The 18,071-nt window shown below is 65.0% G+C and carries 20 protein-coding genes and 1 tRNA gene; 4 read left to right on the top strand and 17 right to left on the bottom strand.

From position 1 onward, the window contains the following. Window positions 1-1,330 precede the first annotated feature (1,330 nt). The 16 genes from A9J21_RS14290 to A9J21_RS14365 all read right to left on the bottom strand — a co-directional run bounded on the left by A9J21_RS14290 (window position 1,331) and on the right by A9J21_RS14365 (window position 14,213). Entirely contained in the window at window positions 1,331-2,443 is a 1,113-nt protein-coding gene (locus tag A9J21_RS14290; protein ID WP_066736661.1) for a replication protein RepA, read from the bottom strand. Between the two features lie 779 nt (window positions 2,444-3,222). Beyond that, window positions 3,223-3,298, bottom strand: a tRNA-Ala gene (locus A9J21_RS14295). A 69-nt stretch (window positions 3,299-3,367) separates the two neighbouring features. Further along, window positions 3,368-5,092: a thiosulfohydrolase SoxB gene (soxB, locus tag A9J21_RS14300; RefSeq protein WP_066736663.1), complete on the bottom strand. Its 1,725-nt coding sequence runs from the start codon at window positions 5,090-5,092 to the stop codon at window positions 3,368-3,370. A 30-nt stretch (window positions 5,093-5,122) separates the two neighbouring features. Continuing rightward, window positions 5,123-5,614 (bottom strand): TlpA disulfide reductase family protein, encoded by a 492-nt coding sequence (locus A9J21_RS14305; RefSeq protein WP_066736665.1) that lies wholly within the window; start codon window positions 5,612-5,614, stop codon window positions 5,123-5,125. A 10-nt stretch (window positions 5,615-5,624) separates the two neighbouring features. Then, entirely contained in the window at window positions 5,625-6,281 is a 657-nt protein-coding gene (gene soxX / locus A9J21_RS14310; protein ID WP_066736667.1) for a sulfur oxidation c-type cytochrome SoxX, read from the bottom strand. Between the two features lie 17 nt (window positions 6,282-6,298). Continuing rightward, the gene (gene soxA, locus A9J21_RS14315) at window positions 6,299-7,153 is read right to left on the bottom strand and encodes a sulfur oxidation c-type cytochrome SoxA (RefSeq protein ID WP_066736669.1); all 855 of its coding nucleotides are present in this window, start codon (window positions 7,151-7,153) and stop codon (window positions 6,299-6,301) included. A 138-nt stretch (window positions 7,154-7,291) separates the two neighbouring features. Further along, on the bottom strand, window positions 7,292-7,747 hold the full coding sequence (locus tag A9J21_RS14320) for a DsrE family protein (protein ID WP_066736671.1): 456 nt from the start codon (window positions 7,745-7,747) through the stop codon (window positions 7,292-7,294). A 40-nt stretch (window positions 7,748-7,787) separates the two neighbouring features. Continuing rightward, window positions 7,788-8,099 carry a thiosulfate oxidation carrier complex protein SoxZ gene (gene soxZ / locus A9J21_RS14325; protein WP_066736673.1) on the bottom strand — a complete coding sequence of 104 codons (312 nt, stop codon included), beginning with the start codon at window positions 8,097-8,099 and terminating at the stop codon, window positions 7,788-7,790. A gap of 64 nt (window positions 8,100-8,163) precedes the next feature. Continuing rightward, window positions 8,164-8,619, bottom strand: a complete 456-nt coding sequence (gene soxY, locus A9J21_RS14330) for a thiosulfate oxidation carrier protein SoxY (protein ID WP_066736675.1) — start codon at window positions 8,617-8,619, stop codon at window positions 8,164-8,166. Window positions 8,620-8,760: 141 nt separating this feature from the next. Next, window positions 8,761-9,090 carry a c-type cytochrome gene (locus A9J21_RS14335; RefSeq protein ID WP_066736677.1) on the bottom strand — a complete coding sequence of 110 codons (330 nt, stop codon included), beginning with the start codon at window positions 9,088-9,090 and terminating at the stop codon, window positions 8,761-8,763. 287 nt (window positions 9,091-9,377) lie between these two features. Next, window positions 9,378-10,271 carry an EamA family transporter gene (locus A9J21_RS14340; protein ID WP_066736679.1) on the bottom strand — a complete coding sequence of 298 codons (894 nt, stop codon included), beginning with the start codon at window positions 10,269-10,271 and terminating at the stop codon, window positions 9,378-9,380. Window positions 10,272-10,424: 153 nt separating this feature from the next. After that, entirely contained in the window at window positions 10,425-11,693 is a 1,269-nt protein-coding gene (locus A9J21_RS14345; protein WP_066736681.1) for an NAD(P)/FAD-dependent oxidoreductase, read from the bottom strand. 4 nt (window positions 11,694-11,697) lie between these two features. Then, the gene (locus tag A9J21_RS14350) at window positions 11,698-12,132 is read right to left on the bottom strand and encodes a c-type cytochrome (RefSeq protein WP_066736684.1); all 435 of its coding nucleotides are present in this window, start codon (window positions 12,130-12,132) and stop codon (window positions 11,698-11,700) included. A 19-nt stretch (window positions 12,133-12,151) separates the two neighbouring features. Beyond that, window positions 12,152-12,997, bottom strand: a complete 846-nt coding sequence (locus A9J21_RS14355; protein WP_066736686.1) for a BON domain-containing protein — start codon at window positions 12,995-12,997, stop codon at window positions 12,152-12,154. A 175-nt stretch (window positions 12,998-13,172) separates the two neighbouring features. Next, on the bottom strand, window positions 13,173-13,760 hold the full coding sequence (locus A9J21_RS14360; RefSeq protein ID WP_066736688.1) for a phosphoheptose isomerase: 588 nt from the start codon (window positions 13,758-13,760) through the stop codon (window positions 13,173-13,175). A 30-nt stretch (window positions 13,761-13,790) separates the two neighbouring features. After that, window positions 13,791-14,213, bottom strand: coding sequence for a YraN family protein (locus A9J21_RS14365; protein WP_066736690.1), 423 nt, complete (start codon window positions 14,211-14,213; stop codon window positions 13,791-13,793). 15 nt (window positions 14,214-14,228) lie between these two features. Between A9J21_RS14365 and rsmI the strand changes: the two genes are divergently transcribed. Beyond that, window positions 14,229-15,149 (top strand): 16S rRNA (cytidine(1402)-2'-O)-methyltransferase, encoded by a 921-nt coding sequence (rsmI, locus tag A9J21_RS14370; RefSeq protein WP_066736692.1) that lies wholly within the window; start codon window positions 14,229-14,231, stop codon window positions 15,147-15,149. 118 nt (window positions 15,150-15,267) lie between these two features. On the opposite strand, the gene A9J21_RS14375 is transcribed toward rsmI, so the two are convergent. Next, on the bottom strand, window positions 15,268-16,032 hold the full coding sequence (locus tag A9J21_RS14375; RefSeq protein ID WP_197497506.1) for a septal ring lytic transglycosylase RlpA family protein: 765 nt from the start codon (window positions 16,030-16,032) through the stop codon (window positions 15,268-15,270). A 287-nt stretch (window positions 16,033-16,319) separates the two neighbouring features. Here A9J21_RS14375 and A9J21_RS14380 point away from each other — a divergent pair, with 287 nt between their 5' ends. The 3 genes from A9J21_RS14380 to A9J21_RS14390 all read left to right on the top strand — a co-directional run bounded on the left by A9J21_RS14380 (window position 16,320) and on the right by A9J21_RS14390 (window position 18,046). After that, window positions 16,320-16,970: an MBL fold metallo-hydrolase gene (locus tag A9J21_RS14380; protein ID WP_066736694.1), complete on the top strand. Its 651-nt coding sequence runs from the start codon at window positions 16,320-16,322 to the stop codon at window positions 16,968-16,970. 3 nt (window positions 16,971-16,973) lie between these two features. Further along, window positions 16,974-17,663, top strand: coding sequence for an exonuclease (locus A9J21_RS14385; RefSeq protein ID WP_066736698.1), 690 nt, complete (start codon window positions 16,974-16,976; stop codon window positions 17,661-17,663). Window positions 17,664-17,815: 152 nt separating this feature from the next. Further along, window positions 17,816-18,046 (top strand): hypothetical protein, encoded by a 231-nt coding sequence (locus A9J21_RS14390; protein WP_066736699.1) that lies wholly within the window; start codon window positions 17,816-17,818, stop codon window positions 18,044-18,046. Window positions 18,047-18,071 lie beyond the last annotated feature (25 nt).

Below are 18,071 nucleotides of genomic sequence, written 5' to 3' on the forward strand. Positions count from 1 at the left end.
CTGCCTGGTGGCTCCCCCTGTTGAGGCCGGAACATCGCGGTCGGTTCTGCCCGTGTCCGCGAGCCTGAAGCCGGCCGCCATGTCGTTCTTTCCGGTTGCCCGATGTTACCCACACGCGCGGCGTTGCGGCACTCTACGGGCCCCGGCGTGCTGCACGATGTTACACCTGCCGTAAACGCGCCCTTATGCGTTTCCTTCGATGAAGCCGTCATTCGGCGCGGCATGCTCTTCGATAGTCCCGCGTGCCGCGTTGGGCGGAGCCCTCTCCCTTCGGAGCGGGATTCCCGTTGAACGCCTGCGGCGCGAATGAGGGAAGTGAGGACAGCGGGCCGGCTTGCCGGTTAGCTACCCTCACATATCCTGCCCGCGTTCCTCGCTTCATCCTTCCTCTATGCAAGCACGCGGCTCTCGCAAAGATGCTTTATCGAAACAGCATTGGCGCTTTATTTCACCGACGCCAAACCTTTACACTAGCTTTGCCGACCGGGTCGCTCGGTGCCCCACGATGGGTGGGATGCGACTAGCGCGAACGCGCTCGTCTCACAAGCATTGGGGGGGTAGATTCGGCGTGGAGCAGCGGCGGACTTCTCGGGCAATGCATGAGGGGGGATTCGGCGTACGGGTCTAGCGTCTACCTTAGACAACGGCTGCAGAACCAACCTACTACGGATCTCCTATGGCTACTCGCAGACACTTGGCGGAACGCATCCGAGAGGAACGCGAAATCCGCCAGTTTCTTCACCCCAGAACGTTCCGAAAGAAACATCAGACCCTCATATCGCTCCTCCGACAATCACCACGGCGGGTGGTCGTCCGCAGGCAACTAACCTTATTGCCGCTTCGAGAGCGGCAGGCGCGGGCAGCCAAGACTGCGGAGATCGGTCTTCCAGACGACCACCGCGCAAACGATAGGTAGTGGACTGACGATGCCTCAGCTTTTGCCTTCCCGGCTCAGACCTGGCGTCCAGCCCGGATTGAATTGCAGGTACATCTTCCCGTGCAGATTCCGAATCAGCGATGAGCGTCGGAGAAGGTGCAAGTCTGCTTGTCCACAGGATGCCCGAGCACTACCTGTTGCGTACGTGAAAACTACTTGGAGAGACTACTTGCCGCGAACAGGGAAGCGCAAATTCTCTTTTTCTAACAACAAGTTAGATCTCTTCGTGCCCGCTGCAGTATCGGTGTTTCAGCGAACTCGTATCGGCGTTTCAGCGTGTTCTTATCGGTGTTTCAGCGTGAATAACTATTGCCCCCTGTGCCCATCGCCTTGCTGGACAAGGCGATGGGCAATTTGAGGCCGATATCGGCGTTTCAGCGTGGATAAGCCATCCTATCCACTAACTTGTCCCCGCAATAATTGACCGTTCCTCATGCCAAGTCTGGCCAGCTCATGACCGCCAGCGGCGGCAACAGAAGCCGACTGCCCATCCTGGCGGACGAGTCCGAGCTTTACTTCACTGACATGGGGTGGACTAGGGAGCAATCGGAGCCCGTCTCGTTCGGGTACAACGCGCGCAGAAGGATACAGCGTGCGCACCTCGCGTAAGCAGCGATGGAACGCCTCTCGAAAGTGCGCCATCCCTTGAGCGGTAGGCGGGTAGCCTGCGCCGAACTGGAAACGCAAGGATATCCAAGGAATCAGCACCGGCCGGCGCAGGATAAACATGCGCCAGGTCAACCACAGGTAAAGGTCGATCGCCAGCGGGGACCGTAACACACGCAGCACTCGAAGATCGAATGGAACAGCATGGTCCATGCACTCGCGAAAAAAAGCTTCCGACACTATGACCTTGCTTTGCCACAGTGACCGTTCGTGCGGCCTCTTAGGATCCCAGAGCAACATGCCCTTATCGGACAGCACCAAGTTTTCGTACTCGTAGCCCTGACCGTGATGTGGCGTTACCCTGATCATTGTGCCGAACAGCTTGGTGGCCTGCCGTTTAAGTCGCGAGATATCGCCGCGCTCACCTCCGTTTGTTGATAGCCCGAGCTTGCCTGCAAATTCCGCCAGGCTTTTACCCAGGTTCAACTCGCGCGAGCGGGTCCTCTTGACCTCTCGTGTCACCCATGCCGCAATAGTTCGAGGTAACTTGCCGTAAGGCAAGCCAACGTCGGGAGCAACAATCATAGTGATGGATGCTAGGCCGTTGTCGCGCTGGAAATGCGCACCATCTACTTTCTTGTGCGGCAACGATGCCCAGATCATGGCTCGCGCCATACACCCGACCTCTTTGGCCTCCTCGGCGTCTTGGGCTTGTATCGCAATCGCCGCGGCAATTAGGCGCTCAATTTTGTTTCCCGAACGGATCTCTATCGAGTCAGCGGCAGGCTGCTGTTTAATAGTTCCCAACGGTTGGGCGAGATGGAGCACGGGCAGGTGATCCGATTGAACGTCATTCGCTGAGCGCCGCATTTGCTTGCGCAAGTGCAAGTCGTCGATCATTGGCCCGCCCCCACAATCACTTTCGCTGGGCGGCTTGCCGCACCCCCCTGTAGTCGCTGCTTGGCGACTTGTTCAGCCTTCGTGGGCCTTCCCCTACGTCGAGTCTCAACACCGCAAATAGCGGCCTGAAGAGATGTGGAACCACCGTCGACATGATCGGCCAGCCATTGCTCAACGTCCTCAGCACGCCATAGCAGCCGTTTGGTCCCAGGAAGCCGGCAGATGGGTGGAAGAGATCGCGGATTGCGCGTAGCGTCGCTACGAACGCTCGCTACGGACTTGTGGAGGCATTGCGCCAGTTGGTCGACCGTCAGAAGGACGGCCGGCGTTGCGACAGAAGACTGTCTCATTTCGATAACCCAGTAAGCCGGCTAGGGTCATCAAGTAGTTGCGCCGTTGAGCTACTCGGTGATTGACCAGGGCGACACCGGGGCCCGGCCTTGTGTGTGTGAAATCACGGTGTCGAGGCGAGCCCGCAGTGCGAACGGGGCTCTCTAGTCATCGAACCAACTGCGCAGGGCGCAGTTGGCCGGTAGTTGACCTGGGCACACCAAAGCCCGGCCTTGTGGGTGTGAAGTCACGGTGTCAGGTACAAACGCCCGCGTAGCAGGCGAGCAAAGTCTAGCAGCAGTGTTGCGCAGTGTCATGCATGTCAGTAGGTGTGGCACGTTGGTCGAATGCCACAAATCTGCCACACCGGATGTGCAAATACCCGCATCCCAAAGCAAAACAACGCACTACATCGCTAGACATAGTGCGTTGTTTTACAAGGAAAATCCTGGTGGACCGAAGGAGGATCGAACTCCCGACCTCTGCATTGCGAACGCAGCGCTCTCCCAGCTGAGCTATCGGCCCATCGCGACTGATTGTAGCCGAATCCCGAGCGGCCTTTCAATCGCATCGATCCAACACTTTGGCCTCGATTCAGGCGGCTGCCATGCCTGGATTTCCGTCCATGCCGCGCACCGTTGGCAGGTTCAGTGGGCGGGCGCTGACTTCCTTGCTGGCGCGCAGCCACTGGGCCATCACGTCCCAGATCGGGGCGCCGCCGGTCTGGCGGGCTTCCTCCGAAACGGGGGCCCAGCCGGCCACCTTGTAGGTCTTGCCGGCATCCACGGGCTGGCCGCCCAGGCGCATGTCGGTGATGCGCTTGCCGATCGGCTGGTTCGGGTCGATCGTGTATTGCAGCCCGCCCACGCGCACCATATCGCCGCCCTGCTGGTAGTACGGGTCGGGGTTGAACAGGTTGTCGGCCACGTCTTCCAGGATGGTTTTGATCGTCTCGCCGGTCATCGGCGTCACGGTGGTGTACGGGTACGTGATGGCCGTCTGGTCCATCAGCGCTTCCATCGTGATGTTCTCCCCCGGCAGCAGCGTGGTGCCCCAGCGGAAACCTGGCGAAAATGCGATCTGGGCGTCCTGCACGGCCATCAGGCCATCCAGGATCAGCTGGTCGAAGGTGCCATTGAAGTTGCCGCGCCGGTACAGCAGGCCGCGGTTCACGGCCAGCACTTCGCCGAGCTTGCTCTCGTAGGGCGCACGCACCTTCTGGATCAGCGCGTTCATCTTCGGATCGGCCGGCAGGTAGTTGGCGAAGACCGGCAGCAGCTTGTACCGGAAGTCGGTCACCTTGCCGTTGCGCACGTCGAAGTCCAGCACGCCCAGAAACTTGCCGTTCGACCCCGCATTGGTCACCAGCGTGACGCCGCCAGGGTTCTTCACCGGCACCGGCGCCGGCATGCCGTCGTGGGTATGGCCGCCCAGGATGGCATCGAGCCCGCGCACGCGCGACGCCAGCTTCAGGTCGACATCCATGCCGTTGTGCGACAGCAGTACCACCACCTTCGCACCCTTGCCGCGCACTTCTTCGATCACCTGCTGCAGGTTCTCTTCCTGGATGCCGAAGGTCCAGTCGGGCACCAGGTAACGGGGGTTGGCGATGGGCGTGTACGGGAACGCCTGGCCGATGATGGCCACCGGCACACCATTCATCTCGCGAATCACGTAAGGATCGAAGACCGGGTCGCCGAAGTCGTTGGTCTTCACGTTCTGGGCCAGGAACGACACCTTGCCCTTGAAGTCGTTGTCGACGATCTGCTTGACGCGATCCGCGCCAAGCGTCATCTCCCAGTGCGGCGTCATCACGTCGACGCCAAGCTGCAGCGCGGCATCGACCATGTCCTGCCCCCTGGTCCACAGCGCCGTGGCAGACCCTTGCCAGGTGTCGCCGCCGTCCAGCAGCAGCGCGCCGGGGCGGGTGGCCTTCATGCGCTGGATCAGCGTCGACAGATGGGCAAACCCGCCCACCTTGCCGTAGCGGCGCGCCGCTTCCGTGAAATCGAGGTATGTGAAGGCGTGCGCGGTGGCGCTGCCGGGCGCGATGCCGTACTGGCGCAGGAATGCGTCGCCCACCAGATGCGGCGGCTTGCCGGCCCACTCGGCCACGCCCAGGTTCACGTTCGGCTCGCGGAAATGCACCGGCCTCAACTGCGCGTGGCAATCGGTAAAGTGCAGCAGGTGGACGTTGCCGAAGCGCGGCACGTCATAAAGCTGCGCGGCGGCCTGGGCCGCCTGGGCGTCGCCGCCGGGGAATGTCATGCCTCCGGCACCGGCCACGGCCAGCACCTGCAGGAACTCGCGTCGGTTCATGCTGTTATCCGTTTGATCCGCAGCGCCCGGCTACGGCTTGCCGTAGCGCGCCAGCGCGGCCACGTCGTCGTCGATCATCTCGCCGACTTCCTTCTGCACCACACGCCCCTGCGCATCAAGCACGTACAGCTCGGGCAGGCCCTTGCGGGCACCGAAGGCACGGCGCAGCGCATCGGAATCCATCGCCGCCGGGAATGTATAGCCGCGCTGTTTCAGGTACGCCACGGCGTCCTGCGGCTGCTTGTCGATGCTGATGGTCAGCACCTGCAGCCTGGTGCCGCGCGTCTTGTCGTAGAGCGCCTGCAGGCGCGGATTCTGCAGCGCGCAGAACGGGCACCACGACGCCCAGAGCTCGATCACCACCGGCTTGCCCGCCCATTGCGAGGCAGGCACCGTGTGGCCGTCGAGCAGTTTTACGTCAGGCAGGTGGATGGTGTCACCCACCTCTGCGCCATGGGCGAGTGCGCCGGCCATGCCGAGCACGGCCAGCAGCCACATCGTCGCCACGCGCCGTGCCCGCATCACGCAGCCCTTACTGGTTGACCGGCGATGCCGGGTCCAGCAGCAGGGCCATCACGTCGCGGATCTGCTGTTCGGTCAGGATGCCCTTGTGGCCGAAACGCGGCATGTTCGAGCACGCGCTGTACGCGTTCGAATCCCAGATCTTGCCCCACGTGTAGCGCACCACGTCCGGCGAGTTGCCACGCAGCTTTCCGTAGTTGTAGAGCGACGGGCCGATATTGCCGAACGAGATCTCGGCCTTGGTCAGCTGGTGGCAGGCGTAGCAGTTGGCACCGTTGGGCGCGCCCACCTGGTCCGAAAACTGCATGCCGCGGCCGTTCTGGGCGATCTTCTCGCCTTCCTTCCAGTCGCCGATGAAGTTGTTGTCGGCCGGGTACTTCACCTGCTTCAGTTCCGCCGCCTCCACCTTCTTCGCCACGGCGGCCGGCACGTGCAGGCGATCCGGGTACTGGCTGCAGGCCTTCTGCGTGGCGTCCTGGTTGATCACGCCCTCGACCGTGGCCGGCCCCTTCGACGTGAACGACGATTCGATCATCTGGCGCACGTCGGCGTCGGAAACCTTCACCGGCTTGTCGGCCTTGGTGCCCTTGGCGGCGGTCTGCGCATGCGCGCCCGAGGCGGCCAGCAGCACCAGCGCGGCGGCGGCCATCGTATGGAGTGTCTTCATGTTGTTCTGCTCCGTGCTCAGCGCTTCATGTTCGGGCCGTCGTACGTGCCGCCGTTGGCGTTCTTCGCCAGGAACATCGTCAGGGCGGTGATCACGTCGGAGCCGTAGGCCGGTTCGGGGAATCGCTGCTGGCGCAGGCAGTCGTACAGGCGGTGCTGCATCGTGCGGACCTCGCCCTGCGACACGCGGTACGCCGGCCACGTGGTGTACGCAGCCTGGGCACCCTTCTGGGTCATCAGGTTCGGCAGGTCCTGCAGGCGGATGCGCTGGCCGTCCACGGCGTGGCAGGTGGCGCAGGCAAAGTCATAGGCGCCGGCACGGTAGAAGAACATCTTCTGGCCCAGGGCGTAGACGCGTTTTTCCTCGGGGTGCGTCAGCTGGACGTTCATCTTCACGCCGCGCGATTCGCCGGTCAGGAAGGCGGCCAGGCGCTCGATGTCCGACGGCTTGCCCTGCGATGCAAAGTGGTTCTTCGTGGCCTCTTCCTGCGTCAGGCCCTGCAGCGTCACGCGGCAGTACGCCAGGCGCTGCTCCAGGTCCATCACCTTGTTGGTGTCCTTGAAGTAGCGCGGCAGCTCGGCGTAGGCGCCCTTGGTCACGCCGGGGCCCTTGCCCAGGTCGCATTGCTCAAGCGACGCGTTCTTCGGGCCGGCAGGCTTCTTCCACAATTCTTCGCCGGCGGCTTCCCACAGCTCGGCGGGATTGCCTTCGGCCAGCATCTGGCGGTACTTGGCGATTTCCTCGGCGGTGTTGTCCTGCGCCAGCGCGGGGCCGGACAGCGTCGCGGTGACGGCGGCCGCCACGGCGCCCAGCGCCACCAGCGCGGGGGCCACGGTGCGGCGCAGACGGCGGATGTTGCGCACGGTAACCATTGGGGGATTCTCCTCGCCATCGCGCCGCATGGCTGGCGGACGGACGGCCTTCTTGTGCGGGTCCGGCGGCTCGTTGCCGGACGGCTTGTCAGTGAACCCGGGCGGCCCGCGACGATCCGCAGCGCCTGCCCCGATCCATCACGGCTTGATGTAGGCGTAGCCTTCGTCGAACTGCAGGCGCGCGATTTCCACCACGCCCGCCGGCACCACCTTGGCGTCCATCAGCAGGCTTTGCTCGGAAATCCGGCGCGCCGTCAGCGTGTTGCGGCAGGCGCGAAACTCCACGCCCGACGACGTCAGCGCCGCCACGGCGGCCTCGAACGTGTTGCCGCGCGCATCCTTGGCGCCTTCCACCAGGAAGTCCACGCCATAGCCGAACGCCACGACCACGATCCTGGTGTCGGGCGCGCCGTTCAGGTGGTTGCGCAGGTTCGACATGGCGCGCACGGCCTGGTCGATACCGTCAGACAGCTGGTACACGACCTTGACGCGGCCCTTGCCCGACGAAGCCGCCGGGGCCTGCTGGGCTCCGGCCTTGGCCGACAGCCCGATGGCGGCCAGGGCCGCCGTGGCACGAATGAATGCTCGACGCATGCTGCTTCTCCTTCGCCCGTATCAGGCCAGTTTCAGGCCATCAGGCGATGGTGGCTTCGTCGGTGCGCTTGTCGCCGCGGTTGTCGACCCAGGTCACCGTGACCTTGTCGCCCTTGGCGCCGCCCTTGAACTTGAAGTTCAGGAACGGGTCCTTGGACACGGCCGCGCCGAACTGCGCGTGGAACACTTCCTTGCCCTTGCACGATGCCACCACGGTCTGGATATGCCAGGCCGGAATGGTCTTGCCGGCCGAATCCTTGCGCTGGCCGGTTTCCATGTCGTGCTTCATCAGAATTTTGACGTCTACGACGCCGCCGTTTTCAGTGGCGCGAACGCGCATCGGGTCTGCCATATGCTTCTCCTGTCAGCAGTTATCTGGAAATCTGGTCTTGAACGGTGCAACGGTCCAGCGGCGTTCAGCCGCCGCAACCGCCCAGCGTGACCTTGATTTCCTTCGATGCCACGTACCACTTGCCGCCGGCCTTGACCGCGGCATGGACGACCGACGTCTGGCCCATCTTCACGCGCGTGGATACGAACGGCTCGGTGCCGGCCGGGATCGTGAAATCGGCCGCCAGCGTGTTCGGGTTCTTTTCCACCAGGATCGCGATCTGCTCGGTGTCCGGGATGTTGCTGGTCACCGCCACCGGCACCACGGCGCCGTTCTCGGCGATGTCCGGGGCGTTGAAGGTGATGGCGCTGCTCTTCTCGGTGCCGCTGCCGCCCAGGGCCTTGATCACGTCAGCGACGCTCTTGCCGTCAAAGGCGGTCTTGTTCCATTCCGCGGCCTGTGCCTCGCTGATCAGGCCAGTGGCGGCCATCAGCGACAGTACGGCGGTCATCCGCAGTACATCTCGTCGTTTTGCGTTCATCTTGCTGTGTTCCGTACTACCCGGTTTCCTGTCGACCCCTGCCGTGCCGGTGCGTCGCCGGCCCATGCATGCATTATGCGAATACGTTAAACGTGGCGGGCTGCCGGAACTGCCAGCCGCCCGCCCAGGCGAGAGCCTGGATTACTTGGCCGGTGCGCCGGCCAGAACCCACTCCACCACGGTCTTGATATCGGCGTCGCTCACGGCGGCGTTGGCCGGCATCGGCACCGGGCCCCAGACGCCCGAACCGCCGTTCTTCACCTTGGCCGACAACTTGGTCAGGGCGTCCTTGTCGCCCTTGTACTTGGCGGCCACGTCCTTGAAGGCCGGGCCAACCAGCTTCTTGTCCACCTGATGGCAGCCCATGCAGGCGTTCTTGTTGGCGATGGCCTGGGCCTTGGCGGCGTCGACGGCGGCGTGCGCGGACGCGGCGGCGGCCAGCAGCGCGGCGGCGATGACAAACTGCTTCATGTGTTGTGCTCCAAACTGTATGAGAGCCGTGGGGACGGCAAATGCCCGCGCTCGGATTGCTCCACGGCGCGGCGCGCGCTGGCCGCCGTTGGGGCGGGCTTCTCAGGAGCGCCCTGCGGTGATCGTTGAGGGCTCCCGGGCATATGCGGCCAGTCCGCTATTTTGCCTGAAGTCAAGGCGCGTATACGGATGCGACAGTGATAACCATATGCGCAAAACGGGTGGGAAATGTCGCCCTATTGCGGGTTAACCCGTGGACTGGCTGGCGTTTGCGCCACAGTTGGCCGCTATCGGCGTGCCAGTGCCCGGCCCGGCCAGAGCCGGTTGCCGAATACGTTCAGCAGCAGGCCGGCCATGACCACCACGGCGCCGGTCCATTGCGCGGCCGCCAGGTCCTCGCCCAGCAGCAGGTGGGCCGACAGCAGGCCCACCACCGGTACCAGCAGCGTCAGCGGCGCCACCTTGCTGGCCGGGTAGCGCGTCAGCAGGCGGCCCCACATCGTGTAGCCGAACAGTGTGGCGGCAAAGGCCAGGTAGGCGACAGCGAATATGGCGTTGCCCGAGACATGGGTCAGCGCATCGGCGATGCGGGCCGGCCCTTCGAACCAGAGCGACAGCAGCGCAAACGGCACGATGGGAATCAGCGCGCCCCACACCACCAGCCCCAGCAGGTCTACCGGGCCGATCTTCTTGCTGACGATATTGCCCGTGGCCCAGCACAGTGCCGCGCACAGCGTCAGCAGGAAGCCCGCCACCGTCATGCCGCCGGGGCCGTGTGCGGCGGCGCTGCCGATCAGTGCCAGCCCGCCGGCGGCAATCGCCATGCCGGCCAGGTTGTGCCAGCGCACCGGCTCGCCAAGCCACAGCGCGGCAATGGCCACGGTGAAGAACACCTGCGACTGCAGCACCAGCGACGCCAGCCCTGCCGGCATGCCCACGGCCATGGCATAGAACAGGAACGCGAACTGCCCCAGGCTGATCGACGCGCCATAGGCCACCAGCATGCGCAACGGAATGCGCGGGCGCGGAATGAAGAAGATGGCCGGGAACACCACCAGGCTGAAGCGCAGCGTGCCCAGCAGCATCGGGGGCACCCCGGACAGGCCTACCTTGATGACGACGAAATTGACACCCCAGACCACGATGATGGCGAGGGCGAGCAGACGGTCTTTGGCTTGCATGATCGTTGAGAGAAGGCCGCGTCCTGGTTGTGGCCAGACGGGGGGCATGGACGTTCGGCACGGCTAGCGTAGCAGCCTGCGCCGGCTACGCATTGCACGATCCTGCGGTTTTTGATTGTGGCTCTCGCGCCACACCGCACGGGTGGGCCCCGGCTACCCCAGCATGTCGGCCCAGATGCTGTGGGCCCAGGCCAGGCCGTACTGGCCTTCCAGCGCGCTCGGCGCCTCGGACAGCCCGCCGGACCCTGGCACCGTCAGCATCGTCCGCTCGGCGGGATCGTAGCGATGCACGCTGGCGATGTGGACGGCCTCGGTCGACGACGTAAAGCTGTAGCAGGTATTGGTATAGAGCGGCGACGGATCGGGGGCCCGTCCGGCCAGCAACTGCAGGATGGCGGCGGCGGCCACCTTGCCGTGCTGGTTTGCCATGGTGCCGGACTTGGGCATCAGCGGCGCAATCTGGACGGCATCGCCCAGCACATGTACGTCCGGCGCCACCCGCGACGCCATCGTCAGGAAATCCACCTCGCACCAGCGGCCGTTGGCCGTGGCAAGTCCGGCAGCAACCGCAATGGCGCCGGCCCGTTGCGGCGGCAGCGGGTTCACCACGTCCGCGCGCTCGTCATCCTGCACATCGAAGCGGATGGTACGGGTGGCCGGGTCGATGCCCACCGTCTCGTGCTGGGGCCGGTACTCGATCATGCCCGCATAGCGGGTCTGCCAGACCTGGCGGAACAGCGCGCCCTTCGATGTGATATCGGGATTGGCGTCGAATACCAGCACCTTGCTGCGCGGCTTGTGCTGCTTCAGGTAGTCGGCCACCAGGCACGCGCGCTCGTACGGCCCAGGCGGGCAGCGGTATGGCGCCAGCGGAATCGTGATGGCAAACGTGCCGCCGTCGCGCATGGCGGCCAGTTGCCGCCGCAGGATATCGGTCTGCGGGCCAGCCTTCCACGCATGGACGATCTGGTCGCCACCGGGCGCCGACAGCCCATCGATTGCGCCAGTCTGCATTTCCACGCCCGGCGACAGCACCAGCCGGTCATAGGGCAGCGTCGCGCCGCCGGCCAGCCGCACCGTGCGTTTGCCGAGGTCGATGGTTGTGGCCGTATCGCGCACGTGCTTCACGCCGTGGCGCCTGACCAGAGCATCGTAGGGCACGGTGATATCGGCCATCTGGCGGTATCCGGCCACCACCAGGTTCGACAGTGGGCACGAGACGAAGGCAGCGTCGGGCTCCACCAGGGTCACGTCCACGGCGCCGCGGCTCCAGGTGCGCAGGTAGCGCGCGGCGGTGGCACCGCCGTAGCCGCCGCCGATGACCACAACCTTCGCCGGGGCGGCGGCACGTGCCTGGCGCGCGGTCAGTCCGCCCAGCGCCGTCGCGGCTAGCGCCGCCTTCAGTACGGATCGTCGGTGCATCGGACTATTTCTGGTCCGCGAACCACGCGGAGATGGCGATGATCTCGGTGTCGCTGTAGCCCTTGGCGATCTGCGGCATCACGGTGCCGGGACGCTTGCCATTCTTGAAGTTGAGCATCAGCTCGACCAGCTCGGCTTGCGGGCGGCCAGCCAGCCGGGGCACCTGGCTATCGGCCGGCGGCTTGCCGTCGGGGCCATGGCAGACAGCGCACGATGACGCCTGGTTGCGCGCCTGCTCGGTGCGCGACCGCTGTACTTCGATCGTCATCTTGCCGGCGTCGGCGGGACCGGTGGTCATGGGTGCCGAGGGTGCCGAGGGTGCCGATGCAGGCGACGGCGCCGCTGCCGGCGTCTGCGCCAGCAGCGGCGCGGCACACAGCCCGGCCGCGACACCGGCCATCCAACGCAGGGAGATCGGGAGTCGCGACAGGGTTTTCATGGCACTTTCCTTAGTTAAATCAGGGGAGATTGCGTCCCGGCGGCAGCGCCACCGGCGACGACACCGGCGCGGCCACGGGGCTGGTCGTGGCACCCGAGGTGCCCATCGATGCCGGCGCATCCGACGTGACCGGCGCGTTCGGCTGGCTGCCCGGTACGGCCTGCACCGGCGCAGGCGTACCCACGGCGTCACTGCCCGCGTTGCCGTTCTGCGACGAGGCGGCCTGGTCCAGGCGTGCCCGCTCGGCCTCGCTCACGTAGTCGAACACCTTGACCACCTTCTGTACGCCACTGGCATTGCGGGCCACGTCGGTGGCCTTGTCGCCTTCAGCCGTGGTGACCACGCCCATCAGGTACACGACACTCTTCTCTGTGGTGACCTTGATCGAATTGGCCGGTACCCCGTCCGCCGTGACCAGGAAGGTTTTCACCTTGCTGGTCAGGTAGGTATCGTTGCTGCGGGTCATGAAGTCCGGCGAAGCCGTGATTTCCAGTTCGTTGACCACGTCACGCGTATTCGACAGCCCACGCACGTACTGCTCGATCTGCTGCTTGATCTGGGCATTCGCGGCTTCGCCGGTCAGCAGCACCTTGCGGTTGAACACGGTGGTGCTCACGCGCGCCTGGCTGTCGCTGTAGCGCTGGCTCAGCGTGCTATCGATCTCCACCTGCAGGCCACGGTCGATGGCCTGCGTGCCGGTCGGACGGCGATCGGTGGCCATCACCACGCCGGTGCCCACGGCGCCGGCCAGTACAGGGAAGCAACCGGCGAGCTGGGTGGCCGACACCAGCAGTGCGGCCACGGTAACGGCCGTACGGGCCAGGCGGGCGGGAGAGGTCTTCTTTTGGGTGGTCACGTTCGTCATGCGGTTCTTGGGTTCTGGGTGGATGCCGAAAGGATGCGTGAAACAGGTTGCGGTTTCAGGCTTTCGCCGTGCCTGTGGATAAGGCTGTGGAAGACGTGGCGAATCCTGTGCATAGGTTGTGGGCAGCGTTGTGGATATCCGGGGATAACTTTTTCCGTTCCAGGCTGTCGGGGCTTCATGCTTCGCCCAGCAGCGCTTCGTCGATGCCATCGCAAAGGCAGTGCAGTGTCAGCAGATGCACTTCCTGGATGCGGGCAGTGCGGTCGCTGGGCGCGCACAGGTGGATATCGAATTCGTCGAGCAGCGTGGCAATCCGGCCGCCGCCCTTGCCGGTCAGCGCCACCACGCCCATGTCGCGCTGGTGGGCGGCCTGGATGGCGGCCACCACGTTGGCCGAATCGCCAGACGTGGACAGTGCCAGCAGGATGTCGCCGGGCTGGCCCAGCGCTTCCACCTGCTTCGAGAACACCACCGAGAAGTCGTAGTCGTTGCCGATGGCGGTCAGGATCGAACTGTCGGTGGTCAGGGCGATGGCGGCCAGCCCCGGCCGCTCGCGCTCGAAGCGGCCGATCAGTTCGGCGGCAAAGTGCTGGGCGTCGGCAGCCGACCCGCCGTTGCCGCACGCCAGGATCTTGTTGCCGCTGGTCAGCGCCGTCACCATCCGCTCCACGGCGGCGTCGATATGCGGCGCCATCAGCGTCGCGGCCAGCCGCTTGGTGTCGGCACTGTCCAGGAAATGCTGCTCGATACTTTCAATACTCATGGTCTGGTGACATCTGCACTATCCCGCGCATTATGACGCAGCGCCCGCGCCACTGTTCCCCTCGGCCGACGTAAGATCGAACGCGCCGGGCATCCAGTCGATCCGGCCGGCATCCATGGCCACCACGTCCACGCGGCATGGCGGCACGCCGTCCAGCGCGGACAGGTAGTGCGCCGCCGCATGCAGCACGCGCCGCTGCTTGGCCGGCGTGATGCTCTGCGCCGCCCCGCCAAACCCGCGGTTGCGGCGCTGCCGGACCTCCACGAACACCAGCGTACCGTCGGCGGCACGCATGATCAGGTCGATCTCGCCGCCTTTGCAGCGATAATTGCGGACGACCGGCGCAAGCCCCTGCCGCTGAAGATAGGCCAGCGCGCGGTCTTCGGCCAGCGCGCCGCGTTGCGTCGTCGTGCGCACGCTGGCTTGCGTGGTGGATTTGAATGAGTGATTCAATGGAAGTTCTCAAGCATGAGTGACTGGACCCAGCTGGCCGCCGGCCAGACGTACCCTGCCGGCACGCTTTACGTGGTGGCCACGCCCATTGGCAACGTGGCCGACCTGTCGCTGCGCGCGCTGCACGTGCTCGGCCTGGCCGACGCCATCGCCTGCGAGGACACGCGCAACACCGGCCAGCTGCTGTCGCGCGTGGGGCTGCAGCGGCCGCTGGTGGCCGTCCACGAGCACAATGAACGCGAGGCCGCCGTGCGCATCGTCGAACGGCTGTCGGCCGGCGAGCGCATTGCCTATGTATCGGATGCCGGCACGCCCGGCATTTCCGACCCCGGCGCGCGGCTCGTGGAAGCCGTCCGCGAGGCCGGCCTGAACGTGGTGCCCCTGCCGGGGCCGAGCGCGGCCGTGACAGCGCTGTCCGTGGCTGGCGACATGCTCGAAGCCGGCGAAGGCCGCTTCACGTTCGTCGGATTCCTGCCCGGCAAGCCCAAGGCCCGCCAGGACGCCATTGCCGGCCTGGCGACGCTCGATCACGCATGGGTGTTCTACGAGGCCCCGCACCGCATCGCCGAAACCCTGGCCGCACTGGCAGCCGGCGTGCCCGGCACGCGCCGGCTGCTGATCGGGCGCGAACTGACCAAGCTGTTTGAAGAAACCCCGGTGCTGACGGTGGCCGAGGCGCCCGCCTGGCTGGCTGCCGAAACGACGCGCGGCAAGGGTGAATTCGTACTGGTGGTGGAAGGGGCTGGCCGCACCGAAGGCGGCGACGCCGATGCGCCCGACGCCGAGGCCCAGCGCGTGCTGAAGCTGTTGCTGGCGGAACTGCCAGCCAAGCGCGCCGCCAAGCTGGCCGCGGCCATTACCGGCGCCAGGACCGATGCGCTGTACAAGCTGGCGCTGGCGCAGCGCGCGGACGGGGCGGAAGACGGGGACGCCTGAAAGACAAAAAGGCACGATCCGGATGATCGTGCCTTTTGAGAATTTTCTTACTTGCGAGGGAAGCTGCGGGCGGGAGGACGGGAGCGCGAGAATCAGGTTCCGGCCGGTCCGCATTGCCTTACTTGTGCTTGTGCTTGACGGTGGTCTTGCCGGGCCTGGCCTTGGCCTTCGACTTCGCCGGCACCAGCGTGCTGGCGGTATCGGGCACCTCGTCGGCGCCGCTGCCGTCACCGGCTTCCATGCCACCTGCTTCCAGGTTCGGACCCAGTGCCGCCACTTCGGTGCGCGACAGCCGGCGGATTTCCACCTGCGTGGCGCCGTGGTCGACAAAGCTCAGCCGCTTGGCGGCCGCATAGGACAGGTCGAGAATCCGGTTGCCGTGGTAGGGGCCACGGTCGTTGATCCGGACCACGGCCACCTTGTTGTTGCGCAGGTTGCGCACCAGTACCCAGCTGTCGAGCGGCAGCGACGGGTGCGCCGCCGTCATGGCGCGCATGTCGAAGCGTTCGCCGTTGGCCGTCTTGCGGCCATGAAAGCCCTTGCCGTACCACGATGCCATGCCGCGCTGCTCGAACGTACCCATGTCAGCGCGCAGGCCGTCGATCGACGGTTGCGACGGGGCGTTGTCGTCCTGCCAGCCGAACAGGTTCCAGTTGCCGCGATCGTCGGCCTTCGCATTGGCGTTGGGCCGCGCGGTCTTGGCCGCTTTCGTGGAAAGCGCGCCAGTGGTGTCCGTAGCGTTGTCGGTGTCGCCGCCCGGCGGCGTCGCGCACGCAGCCAGCACCAGCGCCGATACGATGATCGCGCACTGACGCAGGAAGCGGCTGGACCCGGGCGCTGCCTCGCGCACGGACCCCGGACGGAAAAGGGGGAGACTGAACATGGCGCGCAGTCTAACACCGGTCGTTTCAAGCTAGTGCCTTGATTTTGTTACGAAATCTGTTACAACGCCGTGTAATTCCCCGCAATCCACCGCCTGGCAAGGGATTGCGCCGATTGCCGTGGCGTGAAATCCGGGTGCGCACAAAGTAACTTTCAGACGATTCTCGGGCTCGATTCAAACGTTGCACGATCTGTCGGGGTCGTCGTCGGCGGCTACAATGGACCACCCTCCGGGCGACCCTTACCCCCACGAAAGCACCTGCCAGAACTGGCTGATAGATCATAAAAATGAAAGTCATTCTGATCCCTGTGACGCCCTTCCAGCAGAACTGCTCGCTGCTGATCGATGAAGCCACGCAGCGCGCCGCCGTCTGCGATCCAGGTGGCGATCTGAGCCGCATCACCGAGGCCATCAACGAACAGGGGGTGACGCTGGAGAAGATCTTCCTGACCCATGGTCACGTGGATCACTGTGCGGGCGCCGCCGCGCTGGCGCGTCAGTACGGCGTCCCGATCGAGGGCCCGCAGGAGGACGAGCGTTTCTGGATCGAACAGCTGCCCGAGCAGACGCGCCGCTTCGGCTTTGGACAGGCGGAAGTCTTCGAGCCCGATCGCTGGCTGCAGAACGACGACACGGTCACCTTCGGCAACGAAACGCTGGAGGTCTACCACTGCCCGGGCCATACGCCGGGCCACGTGGTGTTCTTCTCCCGTGCAAACCGGCTGGCCATCGTCGGCGACGTGCTGTTTGCCGGATCGATCGGCCGTACCGACTTCCCGCGCGGCAATCATGCCGACCTGGTCCGCTCCATCCGCACGCGGCTCTGGCCGCTGGGCAACGACGTGACCTTTGTTCCCGGGCACGGCCCGGCGTCGACGTTCGGCGAGGAACGCCGCAACAACCCGTTTGTGGCCGACCACCTGATCGACGCGGCCTGACGTATGGCAAAGAAGCAGCCGCCCGACACACGCCCTGAGATCTACGTCAGTACCGACGTCGAGGCCGACGGCCCGATTCCGGGGCCGCATTCGATGCTGTCGTTCGCATCGGCCGCGATGCTGGCGGACAAGACCGTCATCGGCACGTTCTCGGCCAACCTGGAAACCCTGCCCGGCGCGGCCGGCCACCCGGTGCAGATGCAGTGGTGGAAGACCCAGCCCGATGCCTGGGCGGCCTGCCGGCGCGACCTGGAACGCCCGGAGGACGTGCTGCCACGCTACGTGGAGTGGGTAGAGAAACTGCCGGGCAAGCCGGTCTTCATCGCCTTTCCGGCCGGGTTCGATTTCACCTGGATGTTCTGGTACATGATGCGTTTTGCCGGCCGGTCGCCGTTTGGCTGGGCTGCGCTGGACATCAAGACGCTGGGCTTCGCGCTGACGGGCCGGCCGTACCGGAAGTCGGTCAAGGCCGCCTTTCCGGAACACTGGCACGATCCGTTGCCGCATACCCACGTGGCGCTGGACGACGCCCTGGAGCAAGGCGCCTTGTTCTGCAACATGCTCGCAGAACTGCGCACGCGAGAAGCGCGTCTGGCGGCGCATGCATCATCGCCTGATGCGTTGCCTGAAGAGGGTGCCAGCGAAAGCGATGCCTCACATCCATCGAGGGGTCCAGGCAAATCGGTGCGCTAGCCCACAAGCACCGGCGGCCATTGGCGGCCGGCAGTGGCGACAAGGGCACCACATTTGCGCGGCGTCTCCTATATTGGAAGCGTGCGATGGCCCGATGGGGCCACGAGAGCGGCCGTCCCCGATGCGCGGCGGCATGCCGAGGAGGTGTGACCATGCGTTTCCATCCAGATCTTCATCTCAAGGACCTGTCAGGCAGGCTGCATTGGCCGCATCGCTCCCACGCGCGCACCAACGTCGTTTCGCATTTCCATTCCTCGACGGAAGATGCCGAAGTCGCCAAGGCGCTGATCTATGTGAGCGCGGTCACCGCGATCGTGCTGCTGTTCGTACTGGCAGGCATCAGTTTCGGTCAGGAGGCCATGCACTGGCTGGGTGTTGAATAACGACGACTCGCCTGAAGCGAATCGC

Source organism: Cupriavidus sp. D384 (assembly GCF_001652915.1).
In the GTDB taxonomy this organism is placed as follows: Bacteria; Pseudomonadota; Gammaproteobacteria; order Burkholderiales; family Burkholderiaceae; genus Cupriavidus.